This window comes from Nitrosococcus watsonii C-113, from assembly GCF_000143085.1.
Classification (GTDB): Bacteria; Pseudomonadota; Gammaproteobacteria; order Nitrosococcales; family Nitrosococcaceae; genus Nitrosococcus; species Nitrosococcus watsonii.
Map to the genome: position 1 here is coordinate 2,225,229 of NC_014315.1, position 17,982 is coordinate 2,243,210.

Here is a 17,982-nt window from a genome sequence, read left to right on the forward strand (position 1 = left end):
GCCCAATAGCGGCTTAGAGGCCCCGTTAGCTACGCCAGAATATTCGGGAAAATAGCACCAAAACCGTAAACAACTCCAACCGGCCAGCTAACATGGCGAAACAGAACAACCATTTGTCCCCGTCACTCACGCTAGTAAAATTAGTAGCCACCTCTCCTAAACCCGGACCCACATTATTCAAGCAAGTAGCCACAGCGCCAAAAGCAGTGATCGGATCCATCTCCCCCGCCATAAGCAACATCATGAGAATAGTAAATAACAATAGATAAAGGGAGAAAAACCCCCATACGGCACTGGTGACTTCCTCGGGAACAGGCCGGCCATCAACCTTGAGTACCCGCACAATCTGAGGATGAACTAGCCGGTACATTTCCCGCCGGCCCTGCTTGATTAACAATAAGAAACGGATAACCTTCATCCCCCCTGCAGTGGAGCCCGCGCACCCCCCCATGAAACTGGAGAAAATAAGCAACACAGGCAAAAACAAAGGCCAAAGTGAAAAATCATCGATCCCATAGCCCGTACTGGTAATCACGGAAATGGTTTGAAAAGTGGCATAACGAAGCGCCGTGGCAGGATCTGCATAAGTTTCAGAGAGGAACAAGGTAGCAGCAATGAGAATAATCAATGCCACCACCACCGCCAGAAACATCCGAATTTCACTCTGGCGCCAATAGAGATCAACCCGACCCTTGTGCAAAGCCAAATAGTGAATCCCGAAATTAATAGCGCCAAGCAACATGAAAACGCAGGCAATGGCTTCAATCAAGGGACTGTTAAAATGCGCTAAACTGGCATCATGGGTGGAAAACCCACCGGTAGAGACGGTAGTCAGGCTATGGGCTATGGCATCAAACCAGGACATGCCCGCAAGCCAGTAAGCTGTCGCGCAAGCAAGCGTTAGCCCCCCATAAACGAACCACAAGGCGCGGGCTGTTTGAGCAATGCGAGGGGTAAGTTTTTCTCCTTTGATAGGGCCCGGCGTTTCTGCCCGATATAATTGCATTCCCCCAATACCGAGCATGGGCAAGATGGCTACGGCGGTGACAACCATGCCGATACCGCCTAGCCATTGCAGTTCCTGGCGCCAGAATAGAATCGAAGGAGGAAACTGATCCAAACCAACGATTACTGTCGCGCCCGTCGTCGTGAAAGCGGAAATGGCTTCAAATACGGCATCTGAAAGATCAAGGTGAGGCATAAAAAGAAAAGGAATCGCACTGATGAGACCGAGCACAAACCAAAACAGCGTAACAATGACAAAGCCATCCCTTCGGCGAAGGTTAAGTTCTTTATGGCGCAGTGGCCACCACATAGCCAGTCCCAACAGCAAGGAAATAAGCGACTCTATTGATAAATGAACCCATTCCCCATCCTGATAGCCCACGGAAATAAGAAGAGGTGGGACAATCGCTACGCTGTAGATAAGTAGAAGAACGCCAAGGGTGCGGATAACCACAACTAAATTGAGCATCAATCTACGTCTCTTTGAATATGTATGAATTAATTTTCAAATAAAATATAACTTATATGTCAGATATTTTTTCTTGAAAAGACTGAAGTATCGTCACTAATGTCATATCATAATAACGAGCAAGCCATTAAGGTAATGGCGGCCGCAGGAAATCGGTACGCCATCGAGTACATGCCACTGATTGGAGGTAAACTTTCCTTCAGTTCCCGGAAGAAGACACCCCTTGGAGATAACCGTTGAAGGAGCGCTTGCTCTTTGACAACCAAAGGCTGGGGTTTCGGTAAAAAGCGTTGCCGGGTAAAACCTGAGCATTGAAAAATGTCTTCAAGAGTGTATGGATATGCAAGCATCCTAAAATTAAAATGCCTCTGTATATTTGCACGGTCCGTGGTCATGCGGCCCCGAAGCACAGAACGTTGATCCAGGCTAAAGCCTTGAGGAGTCAGCGGGCAAGCCGCCTGCTTTAGATGGCGGTACATGACTCATTCATCAAACCTTTCTGCGGTCACTTATTCAAGTACCAACCGCTAACTTAGTCCTAACGCCCGTGGATTCTTAAATGACTATATTACGTAGAGATCCGCCTATCCAATACCCAGGGCTAACTACTTATCAAGCCAAGAAACATTATCCTGATTGTCATCCACAACCTTGCCCAAGCTCACCGTATCGCTGATAATGTAACCGTGTTCTGGGTGCAGAAAGGTACAGTCCGATTACTCGAAAAAGACGGGGATGAAGAATTTTTAATTCACTTCAAAACTCAATTACCACAGCCTATTTTAATGGGGTACGGGGCTTAAAGTAAAATTTATAATATCATTATTTTCAAATTCTTATAGACTGGACTCTGGCCACCCCAGCGGGCCAATATGAACACTTTCCACCCAGAATCTCTGCCTGAATATCTCACTGGCACCATAGAACGGGTTACTTTTCATAGCGAGGAAAGTGGATTTTGCGTCCTGCGAGTCAAGGTGCGTGGCGAGCGCGATCTCATCACCGTGGTTGGTAATACCGCGACAGCCATACCGGGGGAATATGTGGAATGTCGCGGCGAATGGCTCAATGACCGCACCCATGGACTTCAGTTCAAAGCAAAACATCTGAAAGTCATCCCCCCCAGCACTCTCGAAGGAATTGAAAAGTATCTCGGCTCGGGCATGGTCAAAGGGATCGGTCCCCACTTTGCCAAGAAATTGGTACAAACCTTCGGCGAACAAGTGTTCGAGATTATTGAACACAAAGCCGAGCGCCTCACCGAATTAGACGGCATCGGCCCCAAGCGCAAAGCGCGAGTCATTCAATCCTGGGCGGAACAAAAAGCTGTTCGCGCCATTATGGTATTTTTACAATCCCAGGGCGTGGGTAGCGCCAGGGCGGTTCGCATTTATAAGACCTACGGCGATCACGCCATCGAACAGGTTCGCGAGAATCCTTACCGGCTGGCGTTAGACATTCATGGTATTGGTTTTAAAACCGCCGACAGGATTGCCCAACGGCTAGGAATTCCCGCTGATTCCCTTATCCGCGCCCAAGCGGGAGTCCGCCATGTACTCCAGGAATTCGCAACCGAAGGACATTGCGCGATGGAGCGGGAAAAATTAGCGGACACAGCTAGTCAATTGCTGGAAATTTCCGTCCCTATTATCGAACATGCCATTGCCCAAGAAGTTACTGAAGGACAATTCATCGACGAGATTATTCATGACAAACCCTGCCTATTTCTTGCCTCTCTTTATCGTGCGGAAACAGGCATCGCCAAACATTTACAGCGCCTCCTTCAGAGTCTCCCCCCTTGGGGAGAGATCAATACGGATAAGGCTATTCCCTGGGTGGAAGAGAAAACAGGATTGCGCTTCTCCCCCTCGCAACGTGCGGCGGTTATACAAGCGGTCAGGGGCAAAATCACTGTTATTAGCGGGGGTCCGGGGGTTGGAAAAACCACTGTCGTTAATAGCATTCTCCGCATTATTCGAGCCAAGCAAATCCAGGTCCACCTTGGAGCGCCTACCGGGCGAGCGGCAAAACGGCTTGCTGAGTCCACTGGACTTGAAGCCAAAACGATTCACCGTCTGCTTGAATTCGATCCCCATGCCATGGGTTTCAAGCATCATGGAGGCAACCCCCTCCACACTGATTTTATCGTTATTGATGAAGTTTCCATGGTCGATGTGAAATTGATGAATCAACTACTTCAAGCCATCCCCACGCATGCGGCATGCCTGCTAATAGGCGATAGAGACCAGTTGCCTTCGGTAGGGCCAGGGCAGGTATTAGCGGATATCATCGCTTCCAAAAAAATTACGACCGCCCATCTCACCGAAGTTTTTCGCCAGGCGGCCAACTCTAAAATCGTTGTCAATGCCCACCGAATCAATCAAGGAAAGATGCCTGAGAGAACCCATGAAGCGGCCCCGCTCAGTGACTTCTATTTTATTCCCACTGAGTCACCTGAAGCCATCCAGGATAGGCTCCTAGAATTAGTCACCACGCGGATACCCAAACGCTTCGGCTTTGACCCCATTTGTGATATTCAAGTCCTGACCCCCATGAATCGGGGCAGTCTTGGAACACAAGCGCTTAATGCACTTCTGCAACAGCAATTCAATCCCCAAGCCGGCCCCAAAATCAACCGGTTCGGCTGGACCTTTGCCCCAGGCGACAAGATTGTTCAGACTGTCAATAATTATGACAAAGAAGTCTTCAATGGAGATATTGGCAGAATAACCCGGATAGATCCTGAGAAGAGCCTCGTGTATATCAGCATCGATGACCGCGAGGTAGAATACGAACTAGGTGAACTTGACGAAATTGCTTTAGCCTACGCTATCTCGGTGCATAAAAGCCAAGGTTCAGAATACCCAGCGGTTGTCATTCCCCTAGCTACCCAGCACTATACCATGCTACAGAAGAATCTCCTCTACACGGGTGTTACCCGCGGCAAAAAGCTGGTCGTTATTGTGGGGCAGCCTAAAGCGCTTGCCATAGCCGTTAAAAAGTCCCATGCAACCTCTCGCCTGACCCATCTTTCAGCACGGTTAGCGAACAGTTGAAATGAAACACCCATCACCGTCCATCAGGAAAGTAGAAAATTAAAACTCCTTCCCGCAAAATGCTTATTTCGATTTTAATTTTTCGAAAGAAAGTATCCTATAGCGCAATAAGCCAAGGCGACTTGTCCATTCCGCTATCCCGGTTTCAACCTTAGCGGAAAGATCTTTAATTCCCAACTCTCCCCCAAGTGCGCGAAGAAAAGAATAGGTGGGAAGTGTATTCTCCGTAATATCCTTCTCTATTCGCCCTTTAAAGCCCATGGCCTGGGCCAAGGAACGATATTGCGCCAAAGTATACTGCAAATTACAGCGGCCAAAAAATCCCCGTGCAAAGGGCCATCCTGAACTGAATGCCGTCAGCGGTGAAAAAAAATTTTGGGGAATAAAATCAGAAAGTGCAAAATACCCTCCTGGTTTAAGCACTCGCCAAGCCTCCGCAAAGAATTTACTCCTCTCGGGGAAATGGAAAATACACTCCACGGCTAAAACCACATCAAAGGATTGATCAGGAAAAGGCAACGCGCAGGCATCGCCTGCTTCAAAGTAAATGGTATTACCTGAGTGGGCCTTTACCTTTTCTTGTGCTCGAAGTAATTGCCGAATATCAATATTCAGTCCGATTAACTCCATGCCAGAGAAATTTTCATTTAAGCTCGCAATGGTGCCTCCAAACCCACAGCCCACATCCAAAATTCGCTGATTATTTTTCGTGTTGGCCGCAAAGTAAATCTTTTTAGTGAGATTCTCTGCCGCCTGGGCAAAATCTTCCGGTGAAACTACCCCTTGTGGCGGTTCGCTCCAATAGCCCCAGTGGACATGGCGCCCAAAAGCAAGCTCTAATTTTGTGTTTTCTTGTTCTAGTTGCGCCAGCAGCAAATCAAAATAAGGGAGATGAATATCCTCGAATGTCATCTGTTATTCCCATTAATTTTTTATATATGTCTGAAGAAAGTCATTCTGTAAAATAGCGCGCTAATGTCAAGAACAAATTTATATACTAGGACAATTTAAGTGTTTTTCAATTTAACGTTTATTTTATTTGGCAGCTACCTGCTCTCTGCGCTATCCTTACAGGTGTGTTTTATCCAAATTCTAAAATCAATATTATGGCAAAACGGACGACGAAAAAGAAAACAGCTAAAAGCGCACACCAACAAGCACCACAGGTGAGCGAAGCAATATCCCGGGCTGAAAAGGCAATTACGCTAGCTCAGAAGAAACTGGACAAGGCTACAGAACAGGCCGATAAGGCAAAAGAGCGAGCGGCACAAGCCGTCACTAAAGCTAAAGAAACCAAGCGTGCTACCACACTAGCTGCGGCTGATCGAGCGCGCAAAGCCCTAGCTAAAACAAAAGAAGCCAAGCGTGAAGCGACAGGAGAATTACGCCAGGCAAAGGCGAATCTCAAAGCTGAGGACAAAGCGGAACGTGATCGCATTAAATCTGAAGAACAAGCAAAGCGTCTGGCCGAAAAAAAGGCAATCGCTAAAACCCATGCTATCGCCGTTTTTGAGAAGAAATGGGAGCGGCAATGGGAACGTAAGCAACGTGCTAGAAAAACCGCTAAACGTAAGGTAAATTCTCCAAGCAAAGAGAAAAAAGCAACCGCGCTATAAGATAATTTCCTAATTTTAGATAAGATCTTGATCCGGCATGGGCGGCAAGAGAAATAGAACTACTCCCGTAGACGGGCGGATTAAGTCTATCCTTTCCATACTACTCAATACCACTCATGCCGATTAAGTCTTCTATTACGGTGCGTCGCTTATTCAAAGCCTAAAGATGGCTTATGATTTTTATAACGCTTTTACCTTAAGCAAGATACGGCCCTAGTAGCAGGCAGTGGGGTGAATATTCGTTCTTATTACCCAGCCTCCACTTCAAAAAAACGACTCATTAGCTATTTATGGATTACTTCTACCTTAATACTTTTATTCAGCGGCTGCGCTCCCCAGCGCAGCTACGAGGCAGCCCTAATCCTGGCTGACATTGCAGCCCAGGAAACGCCTTCACAGTGGAAATCCACTACCTCTACCCCTAACCAAAAAGAAATCACCTATAGGATCAGGAATCGTACCCATCGTGGAACAATTTACCTACCCGCCTCCGCACCTCCTCAAGCGGGCATCATATTAGTCCCTGGTATCTTTCCCCTGGCCAAAGATGACCCGCGCCTAATCGCCTTTGCCAAAACGTTAGCACGAGCTCGCTTTGCCGTGCTTACCCCGGAGTTAAAAGAATTTCGACACCTCCAAGTAAGGCCGGAACATCCGCGGATAATTGCCGATGCCCTGCTCTATCTGGCGAACCGTCCTAACCTAGTTCCTCCAGGTCATCTGGGACTCGGGGCCTTCAGTTTCTCTGTGGGTCTAGCAATCATTGCCGCCCTCGAAGAAGATGCCCGTACCAAGGTGCAATTCATCCTTGGAGTAGGCGGCTATTATGATTTGGAAACGGCTATCCGCTTTTTTACCACGGGTTATCTTTCAGAGAGCACTCATTACCCAAATCCCAGTGAATATGGCAAGCTCGTCTTTGCGGCAACCAGTCTCAACTACCTTGCCGATTCAACAGATCAAACGGTACTAGAGAAAATGATACAAATTAAAATCCACAATCCAGAGGCAGAAATCGTCTCTCTAGCATCGAGGCTAGGGGCGGAGGGAAAGGCAGTGTATATGCTCTTACATAATACCGATCCCAAAAAAGTTGCCGCCCTCATTCAGGCGCTGCCTTCAGGAATGAGGCAGCTCATCAAAAACCTAAGTTTAAGCAATAAAGATTTAACCCAACTTCAAGCCCAGCTCTTCCTCATCCATGGTAAAAGCGATCCACTCATCCCTTATACTGAAAGCCTCGCCTTAGCCGGTGCTTTGCCTCCCAAGCAAACGAAAGTGTACTTAATAGAACAGGTACTCACCCATGTAGACTTTAAATTTCAAAGCCTCTTTACTCGTGCTTTCTGGACTGAGGAACTACCGGATCTATGGCGAATGTACCGGGTCATCTACGCCCTGCTCGGAAAACGGGCACAAACCGATCAGTAAATAATTCATGGCGCCCATAGAGACCCGATTCATTCCAGCGAATGGGCTTTACTTTGAGGTTGAACAATGCGGCCAGGGGGATCGGCTTGCCCTTTGCCTCCATGGTTTTCCTGAATGCAGCTATTCATGGCATCATCAAATGCCACTGCTCGCAGACCAAGGTTATCGCGTTTGGGCGCCCAATCTGCGCGGTTACGGGCGTAGCTCACGCCCTTCAAAAGTAGCCGCCTACCGTACCAATCATCTCCTTGCGGATATGGTCGCGCTTATTAAAGCTTCCCGTTGCCGCTCCGTTTTGCTTATCGGCCATGACTGGGGAGCTGCTCTCGCCTGGTTATTCGCCATTAACAAAATCCATTCTTTAGAGGGCCTTATCATTATGAATGTGCCCCACCCCGCCCCCTTCCTTACATCCCTGACAACATGGCGGCAGTTAAGGAAATCCTGGTATATACTCTTTTTCCAAATTCCCTGGTTTCCAGAATGGCTGCTGAGCAGGCACAACGCCTGGCTCCTAGGTAAAACCATACGCTATCTGGCAGTCAATAAAGATCGTTTCCCCCCTGAGGTCATTCATATCTATCGCCGTAATGCCGCCCAGCCCGGCGCACTCCGAGCCATGATAAACTATTACCGAGCGCTGTTCCGAGAATTACCATGGCGCAAATATCATGGCTATTTACCGTTGATTGAAATCCCCACTTTAATGATCTGGGGTGAAGAGGATTTAGCCTTAGGAAAAGAAACTACCTACGGAACCGAACGCTATGTGAGCGATCTTACTCTGCACTATCTTCCCGGCATCTCCCACTGGGTACAGCAGGAGGCGCCGGAGCAAGTTAACAGTATTATTATTGAATGGCTTGCAAGAAAGAAATTAAAACCTGCTCACCCTGTTGCGCAGCGTTAAAAAAGACCCGTTGAACCTGTTTGCAAGGGACATTTCGTGATTTCAAAAAAGCAAAAAAAAGCAGGCCATGAATGGGATACTCCCTTCAAGTTTGAAAAAGATCCACGGGCCTGCCGTATCGTCTGTACAATCGGACCTGCCAGCCATTCGCCAGCTACCCTAGAAAAAATGCTGCTATCGGGAATGAACGTCGCTCGTTTAAATTTTTCCCATGGCAACCATGAAAGTCATGGGAGAATCGCTCGCGCAATCCGAGAAGCCGCGCGGCGTCTTATGAAACCCGTCGCTATCCTCCAAGACCTTCAAGGACACAAAGTACGGGTAGGCAATGTTCAGCACCCACCATCCCTCTCCCTTAAGGAGGGGCAGGAAATCCTTTTAGGCCATGGCGAAATGGTCTCCAGCAAGCGGATTGGTATTGATTATCAAGATATCATCCAATATGTCACGCCAGGCCAAAAAGTGTTTCTTGATGATGGTTCCATTGAATTAGCAGTGCTCTCAGCAGAAGGGAATGACCTTCGCTGCCAAGTCAAACTTGGTGGCCAGCTCAGGAGTCGAAAAGGGGTGATCTTTCCCGATTCTCAGCTTAGCTTTCCTCTTCTTAACGAGAAAGATGCAAGCGATGCCCGCTTTGGCATCTCCCTTGATGTGGACATGGTCGCCATGTCTTTTGTTCGCTCGGCGACAGAGATTATTGAAATGCGCTTACGCCTTGCCGAATGGGGCCAAAAAAATTCATTTATTATTGCTAAGATCGAAGATCATAAAGGCATTGACAATCTCGACGAAATCCTGCAAGTCGCCGATGGCGTGCTCGTTGCCCGAGGTGATTTAGGGGTGACTCTGCCACGGGAGAAGGTCCCAAGCATCCAAAAGGCCATCATCCAGACAGCCAATGCCTTTGGCGTTCCAGTCATTACTGCCACCCAAATGTTGGAAAGTATGACTCATCATGATAAACCTACCCGGGCCGAAGTTAACGACGTGTACCATGCTGTCATTGGCGGTTCGGATGCGGTCATGCTATCTGGAGAAACGGCTTCAGGTCACTACCCCATTCAGGCGGTTCAGGAAATGAATCGTATTTGCCGGGAAGCGGAGAAAGAACTTCGAAATGTTAAGAGTGAAATCCCGGTACGGGGTAAACAAGATATGCACGATAAAATGGCCGCTTCAGCCGTTAATCTAGCCCACAATGCAAAGGCTCGCTGTATCCTGGCCTTCTCTCTTTCCGGTGCTACCCTGCGGGCGCTTTCTTCAGCCCGCAGCAGCGTTCCCGTCTATGGCGTAGTGGTTGAAGAGCGGCTACTGCGGCAATTACTCCTGCATTGGGGGCATTCCTTGATTACCATGCCCCATGAAGAAACACTAGAAAATCTGATCCGCCCTGCCCTTATACAGCTTCAGGAAGAAAACATCATCCACTCTAATGATCGAATCGTAGTCATGGCTAGCCAAGCAGAAGCTGGCGCGAAGGAAACCTATCTTTTTAAGCTCTACCTTTTAGAATAGAATTCAAATAATTTAGTAATTCCCCTTCGCGCCATGACCCTATAAAAAGGGCTTTTTCTCGCCGCTATTTAAAAGCCACTACCCGAAATAATCCGGTTCGTTCCCTGGCTTCCATTTAATATTGCAACCCATGCTAGGCCGCTGTTCACCAGAAATAGGCTGGCCAGCAAGCACTGCGTCAGCCGCTGCCCGGAGATCTTCACCTGCTATCGGTGCATCATTACCGGGCCGGCTAGCATCAAACTGACCCCGATAAACCAACTTATGATTTTTATCAAAGAGAAAGAAATCAGGCGTGCAGGCTGCCTTATAGGCCTTTGCAATTTCCTGTGTTTCATCATATAGATAAGGGAAAATATATCCCTGCGCTTCTACTTCCTCCGCCATTTTTTCTGGGCTATCGTCGGGATAGTTTTCCACATCATTGACGCTAATGCCCGCAATCGCCAAACCTTTAGGCTGGTATTCGCGGGCAAACTGGGAGAGCGCAGTGCTAATGTGTTTCACATAAGGACAGTGGTTACACATAAAAATGATCAACAAACCACTAGCTCCCTTAAAATCCGCCAGTGACACGGTACGCCCTGTCGCCGGTTCCAGTAATTGAAAATCCGGCGCCTGGGTACCCAAATCCAACATTATAGACTCAGTTCTAGCCATTATTTCCTCCTTGGTGGAACAAAATCAATTAAACCCTTATTCAACTGAGCGGCTGTTTTCAACTTTCGTCAAAACAAGATTCGAATTATCCGCCCGTTGATAATAGGGGAGTGGCTGGTGTAATTCTTCAAACGCTTTATCCCGTTCTTCCATGGTCCGGTACCAACGGTAAGATTCCCACTCTTCGCCGAGCAAATGGGATGCCCGCATGGTATCGCTAGAATGTAAGGTAATACGTATGCCAAATGGTTTCATTCTTTCCTGCTCGCTTAGAAACTATTCTAATTTAAAGGGTCAATGTGTCTAATAACAGGCGAATTATCACTATAATTACACGGTCATACCATCATACCTGAACATCGCAAAACGTGCCTTAGCAACTTCCCAACCGGGCATGTCTAAAAGATTTTTTTAGACCACCCCCACTCTCGCCAGCCACTTAGCTGAGGATAATAAAGCCCCAATCTTATTTTCTCCGTTTCAGGTGCTTTAAGTGCCATCAGGGCGGCATAGCGCTCCAGTTGGGCGTGATAGCGCTCCTGTTCTCTATTGAGAAATTCCTCCCTATCGCCACCTTCATGAGTACCGGTTTTATAATCCACAATCCATCGAACCCCTGCCTCATCAATAAAGGTGCGATCAATAACCGCCCGAATAATTCGACCGTTTAAAACACCGCTCAAAGCATATTCATTCCGCGCCTGCCGATGGTTTGAAGCAAGAATCCAACGCCCTCGCGGATTTTCAAGAGTCTGCCCGAGTACTTCCCGGGCGCGCTCCATGGCATTTTCCATCTCATCAGCCACCACCCCCTGTTGCCTCAACGCCTGGCGCAAGGCAGGCGCAAGCGCCATGATCCGGGTCAAGCCCCAGTGCTCAGGACCTTCCTCGGCAATGATTTGAAGATAGCGGTGAACCACCGTCCCTATATGGCGAGCGGTCTCTCCCGCCCAATCAAATTCAATGGAATCCAAGGCAGGAGCCACCTCCGGTAAATCTCCGATATCCACTCTAACTCCCGCCATAGGCGCGGGACATTGCCACTGGGTGCTTAGCCGGGAAATAAAGCCCGAGATTGGAGAATCCGCGAGATCCGTCCCTTCTTCTCTGATCTCGGTTTCTCTTTGGAGAAGGGCTGCCGCTTCAAATTTTTCTTTTACCGCGGGCCACAAAGAAGCCAACAGAGATCGCTTTGAGGGCATTTTGGTTTTTTTACCCGTGTCATCCAGCTCCACCTGCCCAAGCAGATGCAGCCGGTGTTTTGCCCGCGTTACCGCCACATAGAGCAGGCGGCCATTTTCGAACTCTCCCTTTTCTTCATGGAGCCTTTTAATATGCTGATAGATAGAATCCTGCGATCCACCTACTCCGGTAATAGGCGCTAATAAGAGAGCACCCTTATTTCCTGCCGAATAATGGGCGGTCGGGCGCTCCGCCCAAAGCAGCAATTGGTGACTTTCATGACGGGGGGGACATCCTAGACCAGGCACAATCACCGTATCGAATTCCAGCCCCTTAGCTCGATGGATAGTCATAATCTGCAAAGTCTCATCCGCCTCCCTATCGGGTGGGGCAAAGAGCCGCGCTACCGACTCCTCCAGGGCTCTGAAATCAAGAATCTCATCCGCCACGGCCTCCCCCTCCAGCAAATCCAGGTAAACGGAAGCCTCCTCCAATGCTATGGAGTCAGCCACACAAGCAGGTCCACCAAGGGCTAGCCATACTCCTTCCACCTGCCGGCGAGGCGAGGTTCGCCGGCGTTCTTCCAGTGCTTTGGCGAATACCTGACGGAGCCTGCCAAGCCGCTCCCGGCCTTCTTCGCTCAGCCGCTGAATACAAGCATCCTCCTGAATACGGTCCCAAATAGCCGCCTGCTTATCCTCGCCCGCCAGGACATAGAGATCCGCCAAGGTTAAACCGCACCAAGGGGCACGCAACACCGTCAGCCAACTGAGACGATCCCCCAGATGAAACAGGGCCTTGGTCAAAGCCAGTAAATCTTGCACGACCGGACGACTGCCCAAGGGCTCAATCTCCAAGGCCCGAAAACCCAAACCCGCCTCTCTCAGCAGAGGTACAATCCCGGCTAAATGACCCCGGCTGCGTACCAGAATGGCAATGGTGGAATTTGGTGTTGCCTGCCTGGTTTGCTGAATCAGGTGAACCACCCTTTCTGCTTCTGTTAGCGAGTCTTTTTCAAAAAAGGGATGAACCTGGACCGCCGGTGCCGCCAGAAGAGGATGAAAGGCATGGGACTGGCTATAAGGGACGGCGCCAGTGGCTATTTCCTGGGCCGCCGGCAAAATCTGGCGAAAAGACTGATTAACCCAATTTACAATGCCTTGCTGGGAACGAAAATTGACCGATAATGTTAAGGGCGTTAGGGGTAACTGCCCTATTCCTTGCCGCCAAGCCTGCAAATAAAGTCCCACTTCAGCCTCGCGAAAGCGATAAATAGACTGCATGGGATCGCCAACCACCAATAAAGTTCGCCCCTCACCCGCTTCCCAGCCAATAGTTAATCTTTCCAATAAGATGTACTGGCTGAGACTGGTATCCTGAAATTCATCCATCAGCAAGTGCCGAATCTGGTAATCCAAAGCCAAAGCCAAATCCGTGGGCGCCTCAGCCTCCCCCAGAGCGGCCACTGCCCGCTGGGCTACCTCGGTAAAATCCACTTCACCTCGCTCTTGGAATGCCAATTGCAATTGAGCTACCGCTAAGGGTAAGAGTTGAAATAGAGCCTCCATCAACTGCCATTGAGTTGCCGTGTAAGAAGCCGAAGGCAGGAAACGCAGATCATGCAGTGCACAACGCAACGCCTCTTCTCCTTCCAGGCGCGCCAGAAAATCTAAAAAGGCGCGTTTTTGCTCCTTCAGAAATTGCTTCTCCTCCTGGCCGCGAGCAGCGCTAGGGGCGGGAAAGCCAATGTTTTTATTCGCTTGTCGGCGCCATTCGCCTCCATTCGTCAACAAAAGCTGGGACAGTCCTAGCCAATGGGGTAATGCCTCGGCCTGGGTTCCAGGCCGCTTCCAAAGATCGCGGCAAGCCTGAATAGGAGAAGCTGGAGCAGTGGTGGCAACCTTACCAGCAGCGAAACGGGCAAACTCTAATATTTCTGCCAGCACCGGCTCGGGACAGCAACGGCTAACCTGCTGCAATCCATCCTGGATAACCCCCTGAAGCGCTTCTTCCAGGAGCTCTCGCTGCAATTGTTCATTGCTAGCGAGATGACGCAACCATTGATCTCGCCGGGCAAGCATTGCCGAAAGCAACCGTTCGATTTTGCCCCAATTATTATTTAAATGACGCAACAAGGTTTCCACGCTAGCGGACCATTCCGCGCCACTTTCCACCTCCGCCAAAGTTCTACGCGCAGCTTGGCGATAGAGACTTTCCGCATCTTCGGTAATTCCGGGCTGGGCGCCAAAGCGGGATAAAAGGGGCATCTGCCGGGTTAAACTGGCACAGAGGGAATCAATGGTCTGAATGCGCAAACGGGCAGGATGGTCCTCAAGTGACCACCCCATCCCTTCATCGCGGCGCCGCACTGCGCAAGCTAGCTCCCAAGTGGTTTTGGCTGGTTCAGCTTTTGGCGGTTGGCTCTCCTTGACACTAGCAAGGGCCTCTATGATTCGGTAGCGCATCTCCGCAGCCGCTTTGCGGGTAAAGGTAATGGCGACAATTTCCTCCGGCGCTTCCACCCGCGCCAGCAACATCAAGTAACGCTGGGTTAGGAGTTCCGTTTTACCCGAGCCGGCAGGCGCTTGCACAATGAAGGAGCCATGGGGATTGAGAGCCTGCCGCCGGGCATCGGCATCCGGAATGGACGAATCAACCATCCCTGTCCCCTTCTTTTTTATTTTTAGCAGCGCCACTGCGCAGCTCGTTAATCCGGCATAATCCAGGCAAAGCACAATAATCACAACTGTTAGCGTCCCGTGGCGCTACGGCCGCATACCCAGCCATCACCTCTGCCGCCAAAGCGTGGAGAACTTGCGACCATCGCGCTAATAGCTCTTCCCAACTGTCTAGACCGTCAGCAACACGAGTAAAAATAGCAACTTCGGGAATACTGCCCTCTTCTTTAGTAACCCCCAGATATTTCGTCTCTCCCCGGCGGACTTGCGCAAACAGGACGGCCGCCAGGGGTACCTTATGAGTGATACAATATAAAGGAAGCTGGGGCTCCTCAGGCCGCTCGCCAAACCAGTGCCGGGGATTGGAGCGGCCAGTCTTATAATCCACAATAACCCGCTCACCGCTTTCCAGCTGATCAATCCGATCCGCCCTGGTGTCCAAACTGAGACCACCCAGGTTTAGAGGCTGAGACTTCTCTTGATGCAGCACGGCAAAAGGGGGCCGCTGCTTGTCCCGCTCCAACCACTCCAACAACAATTGTTCCAACCGCTCCTGCTCTATAGCGGTAAATCGCTCGGTAAAAGTCTGGGGGCGTACTGCCGTTTGCGTAGCAATCGCTTGTTTTGCCGCCTTCGCTACCAGCGCCTGTAATTCTTCGGCGTTACAGGATAAAAGGGTATGTTGATTTTGCAATTTTTCCCACAAATATTGCAAAGCGACATGAATTAAAATTCCCTGGTCCAAAGCTTCTAAACCCACGCTGGGTTCTTCAAGTCTTTTAGCGCCAAGGCGATATTCGGCAAAAGCGCGGAAAGGGCAGGCAGCCTGAGCCTTAAGCAGTCCAGTGCCGCCTGCTACCTGGGTGCCTGCTTCCAGGGGAGGTCCCTGCGCATCGACCAAGGTTTCCATTCTCCCCGTTCGCTGGATTTCATTGACATAGGCATCAACCGAAGCTAATTGCAATCTTTCTGGAGGGACAGGCGCTAGCTCGGCAATAAGGGGGCTAGGCCGTAGATCCTTGTCCCCCTCCCGGCAGGGATGGCTGACAATGACCATGGGCGCGCTAGCAAGCAAACGCTCCGTTACAACGCGGGTATATGCCAGCTCCCGCTCGGCGGAAGCATGGGGCAAACGATGGCGGCGCTGTAAATCGATAGGTAACAGGGGATTAGGGCGAGGCGCCATCGGCCAAATACCATCATGTAGTCCCAATAGCCAGGCGGCGTCGAACTGCTCGCCAGCTGCTTCCAAAACGCCCATCACCTGAACCGGCACAATGGGGTTTTCGGGTTGAAACAAAGTTTCCATTAGAAGTCGCCGGAATTTTCCAATGGCCGCATTTTTTTTGAGGGAAGGCACGACCCGATCTAAGCTGGAAAAAGACTGTGTGCTTTTATGCCAAGCCGAAACCGCTTGGTATTCTTCACTGTCAAGGGGACGTTCTCCAGGCCAACCCAACATTTGAAGCCAGCGTGTAAAACTTTGGACCCAGCCACTCGGAGGCTGTCTTGCCGGCAACGAGTCAACTTCAGCTTTAAACTGCTGGAGCCCTTCTCCCAGGACAGGATACCCGTGGTGGGCAGCGTCTTCCTCCCGTGCTGTAATAGCAGCCTTCCATAAGCGTTCTAACGACACCGTTTCCTCTCGAGTCTTACGGAGATAAGCATCTAAAAGGGCGCGGTGAGAAAATTCCTGCTCTGCCGCACCCACAAAAGGCGAGCGCAAAAGCGCCCCCACCTCCGCCATGGAGAGTTCCCCTTTGCTAAGCTCCAAAATAAGCAACGCCGTATGCACCAAAGGACTATCCGCTAATGGCTGCGCCAAGGAAAGATTGTAAGCCCGTTCCATCCTCCCCCGGCCTGGCAGTACAGCTTCAGGATGAAAGACATCATCGAAAATGCGCGCCACCTGAGCCCGTAAAAATTCCAGCTCAGGGACAATGATTCCAATCCTTTCTCGGGAAGAGTATTCTAACCTGCGCCGGGCCCAACGGGCCGCTGCAGTGATTTCTTCTATCGTATCAGCTAGGGCTACCCGCCTGGTTTGTTGCGCTTCACCCTGGTTGGCAAAAACTTGAAGCAAAACTCCCCGCTGTTCAAGAACGGTCAGAAACTCCTGTTGCTGGGGGGTGTATTCATCAAATCCCGCTAAGATGACCGTTTCCGGCAAAGGGGTCCGCCCTTCTTCCAGCATCCGCGCTACGGCATCAGGTAGACGGGCATTATCCAACCAATGATCCGCTCGGCAATGGTCCTCAAAAATCTGAGCCCATTCCAGGAAAGCTTGGGTATCTTCCGTCAGAAAGAGGGTTTGGCCCGCCAGGGGTAGGCGCCAGGCGTGCCACAGCCGCCACGCTTCCTGGGCTGTACGAACCATGGCAGGAACTTGTAATAGCGCCCCGCTATGGGGCGAATCATAGATCACCCGCTCCCATAAACTTTGTTCCTGTAAGGGGCTAAGCAGGGTAGGGCTAGGACTATCCGCCTCAGTGAAAGTCACCGTTTGATGATCGTAACAGCGCTGCAGCCACACCGACCAAGGAAGAATTCGCGGCGTTTCCCAGACGGTCAATCCTTTTACTTGCTGGACTCGATCATAACGGTGTTGAAATTCCCGCGCCAAACGATTATTAATCGTTAGCAGGAGCGTCCCTGCTTCTAGTGCTGCAAAAACATCATCTTCACAAATCAATGGAATGGGTAATTTCGGCACTGCTGCGCCAAGAGGCTCTCCTTGGCAACTATATATGCTTATGTCTAAATTCGGATTTACTCAACTTCAGCTTCTACCTCGCGACCTGCAAAAGCAGACTCTTTATTGGAAGATGAGCCGCCAGTAAACTGTTCCCATTGAGACTCAAGGTCTTTTTTCCGAGCCGTGGCCTTTGTTTTTTTTCTGCGCCGAGGCTTATGGGGCGTAGCCGCTTTTTTTTCAAGCTTTTGAATCGCTTTCTCGATAGTTTGAAACTGCCGGGAACGTTTCTTAAGATCCGAAATTTCCTTTCTTAATACAGCGATCTCAGCACGCAGATCGGCGCTCTCCACCTTCAACTCCGCGACTGCTAACCGTGCTTTTTCGAACCGGGTTTGCACTGCGGCAGTGGCCTTAATTTTTTGCTGCTCCCGTGCTTTCGTTAGCCGCTCCCTAGCCTTTGCAAGGCGGCCGTTCAAAGTATCCAGCTTTTTAATCCGGGAAGCCAATACTCGCCCCGCTCCTGTGATGGCTTTTTCATACTCAGCAGGTAATTTTTGCCGCACGGTGGCAAATTTAACCTCTAGCATTGTTACAGGATTTTCTGCCTGGGTATTTTCCATTTCAGGGGATTTTTTCACTCTGGCCATATAAACTCCTTTCAGTCCATTCCAGTTTTAAATTCCAATGATTAATTTTAACGGCAATAGGCTAATAATTAAATCCTATTATGACGATTTAGTCGAAAAAATGAAATTATTAGCAAAA

At 49.8% G+C, this 17,982-nt stretch carries 12 protein-coding genes; 5 read left to right on the top strand and 7 right to left on the bottom strand.

The features are described 5' to 3' along the window. Positions 1-25: 25 nt before the first annotated feature. Positions 26-1,474 (bottom strand): TrkH family potassium uptake protein, encoded by a 1,449-nt coding sequence (locus tag NWAT_RS09975; protein ID WP_013220963.1) that lies wholly within the window; start codon positions 1,472-1,474, stop codon positions 26-28. A gap of 872 nt (positions 1,475-2,346) precedes the next feature. On the opposite strand from NWAT_RS09975, the gene recD2 reads away from it, so the two are divergent. After that, on the top strand, positions 2,347-4,530 hold the full coding sequence (recD2, locus tag NWAT_RS09985) for an SF1B family DNA helicase RecD2 (RefSeq protein WP_013220964.1): 2,184 nt from the start codon (positions 2,347-2,349) through the stop codon (positions 4,528-4,530). A gap of 63 nt (positions 4,531-4,593) precedes the next feature. On the opposite strand, the gene NWAT_RS09990 is transcribed toward recD2, so the two are convergent. After that, the gene (locus tag NWAT_RS09990; RefSeq protein WP_013220965.1) at positions 4,594-5,442 is read right to left on the bottom strand and encodes a class I SAM-dependent methyltransferase; all 849 of its coding nucleotides are present in this window, start codon (positions 5,440-5,442) and stop codon (positions 4,594-4,596) included. A 164-nt stretch (positions 5,443-5,606) separates the two neighbouring features. Between NWAT_RS09990 and NWAT_RS09995 the strand changes: the two genes are divergently transcribed. The 4 genes from NWAT_RS09995 (at position 5,607) to pyk (ending at position 10,002) form a co-directional block, all read left to right on the top strand. Continuing rightward, positions 5,607-6,146 (top strand): hypothetical protein, encoded by a 540-nt coding sequence (locus NWAT_RS09995; RefSeq protein WP_232420099.1) that lies wholly within the window; start codon positions 5,607-5,609, stop codon positions 6,144-6,146. Between the two features lie 231 nt (positions 6,147-6,377). Then, on the top strand, positions 6,378-7,577 hold the full coding sequence (locus NWAT_RS10000) for a dienelactone hydrolase family protein (RefSeq protein ID WP_013220967.1): 1,200 nt from the start codon (positions 6,378-6,380) through the stop codon (positions 7,575-7,577). A gap of 7 nt (positions 7,578-7,584) precedes the next feature. Beyond that, positions 7,585-8,487 (top strand): alpha/beta fold hydrolase, encoded by a 903-nt coding sequence (locus NWAT_RS10005; protein WP_013220968.1) that lies wholly within the window; start codon positions 7,585-7,587, stop codon positions 8,485-8,487. A gap of 36 nt (positions 8,488-8,523) precedes the next feature. Beyond that, positions 8,524-10,002, top strand: a complete 1,479-nt coding sequence (pyk, locus tag NWAT_RS10010; RefSeq protein WP_013220969.1) for a pyruvate kinase — start codon at positions 8,524-8,526, stop codon at positions 10,000-10,002. 78 nt (positions 10,003-10,080) lie between these two features. Here pyk and NWAT_RS10015 read toward each other — a convergent pair whose 3' ends face one another. From NWAT_RS10015 to NWAT_RS10035, 5 genes are all read right to left on the bottom strand, one after another. Further along, positions 10,081-10,662 carry a thioredoxin family protein gene (locus NWAT_RS10015; RefSeq protein WP_013220970.1) on the bottom strand — a complete coding sequence of 194 codons (582 nt, stop codon included), beginning with the start codon at positions 10,660-10,662 and terminating at the stop codon, positions 10,081-10,083. A 36-nt stretch (positions 10,663-10,698) separates the two neighbouring features. After that, entirely contained in the window at positions 10,699-10,917 is a 219-nt protein-coding gene (locus NWAT_RS10020) for a hypothetical protein (protein ID WP_013220971.1), read from the bottom strand. A 143-nt stretch (positions 10,918-11,060) separates the two neighbouring features. Continuing rightward, on the bottom strand, positions 11,061-14,504 hold the full coding sequence (locus tag NWAT_RS10025; RefSeq protein WP_013220972.1) for a UvrD-helicase domain-containing protein: 3,444 nt from the start codon (positions 14,502-14,504) through the stop codon (positions 11,061-11,063). Further along, entirely contained in the window at positions 14,497-17,235 is a 2,739-nt protein-coding gene (locus tag NWAT_RS10030; protein WP_013220973.1) for a PD-(D/E)XK nuclease family protein, read from the bottom strand. Before NWAT_RS10030 ends, NWAT_RS10025 begins: the two co-directional genes overlap by 8 nt. 56 nt (positions 17,236-17,291) lie before the next feature. Further along, positions 17,292-17,864, bottom strand: coding sequence for a hypothetical protein (locus NWAT_RS10035; RefSeq protein WP_013220974.1), 573 nt, complete (start codon positions 17,862-17,864; stop codon positions 17,292-17,294). Positions 17,865-17,982 lie beyond the last annotated feature (118 nt).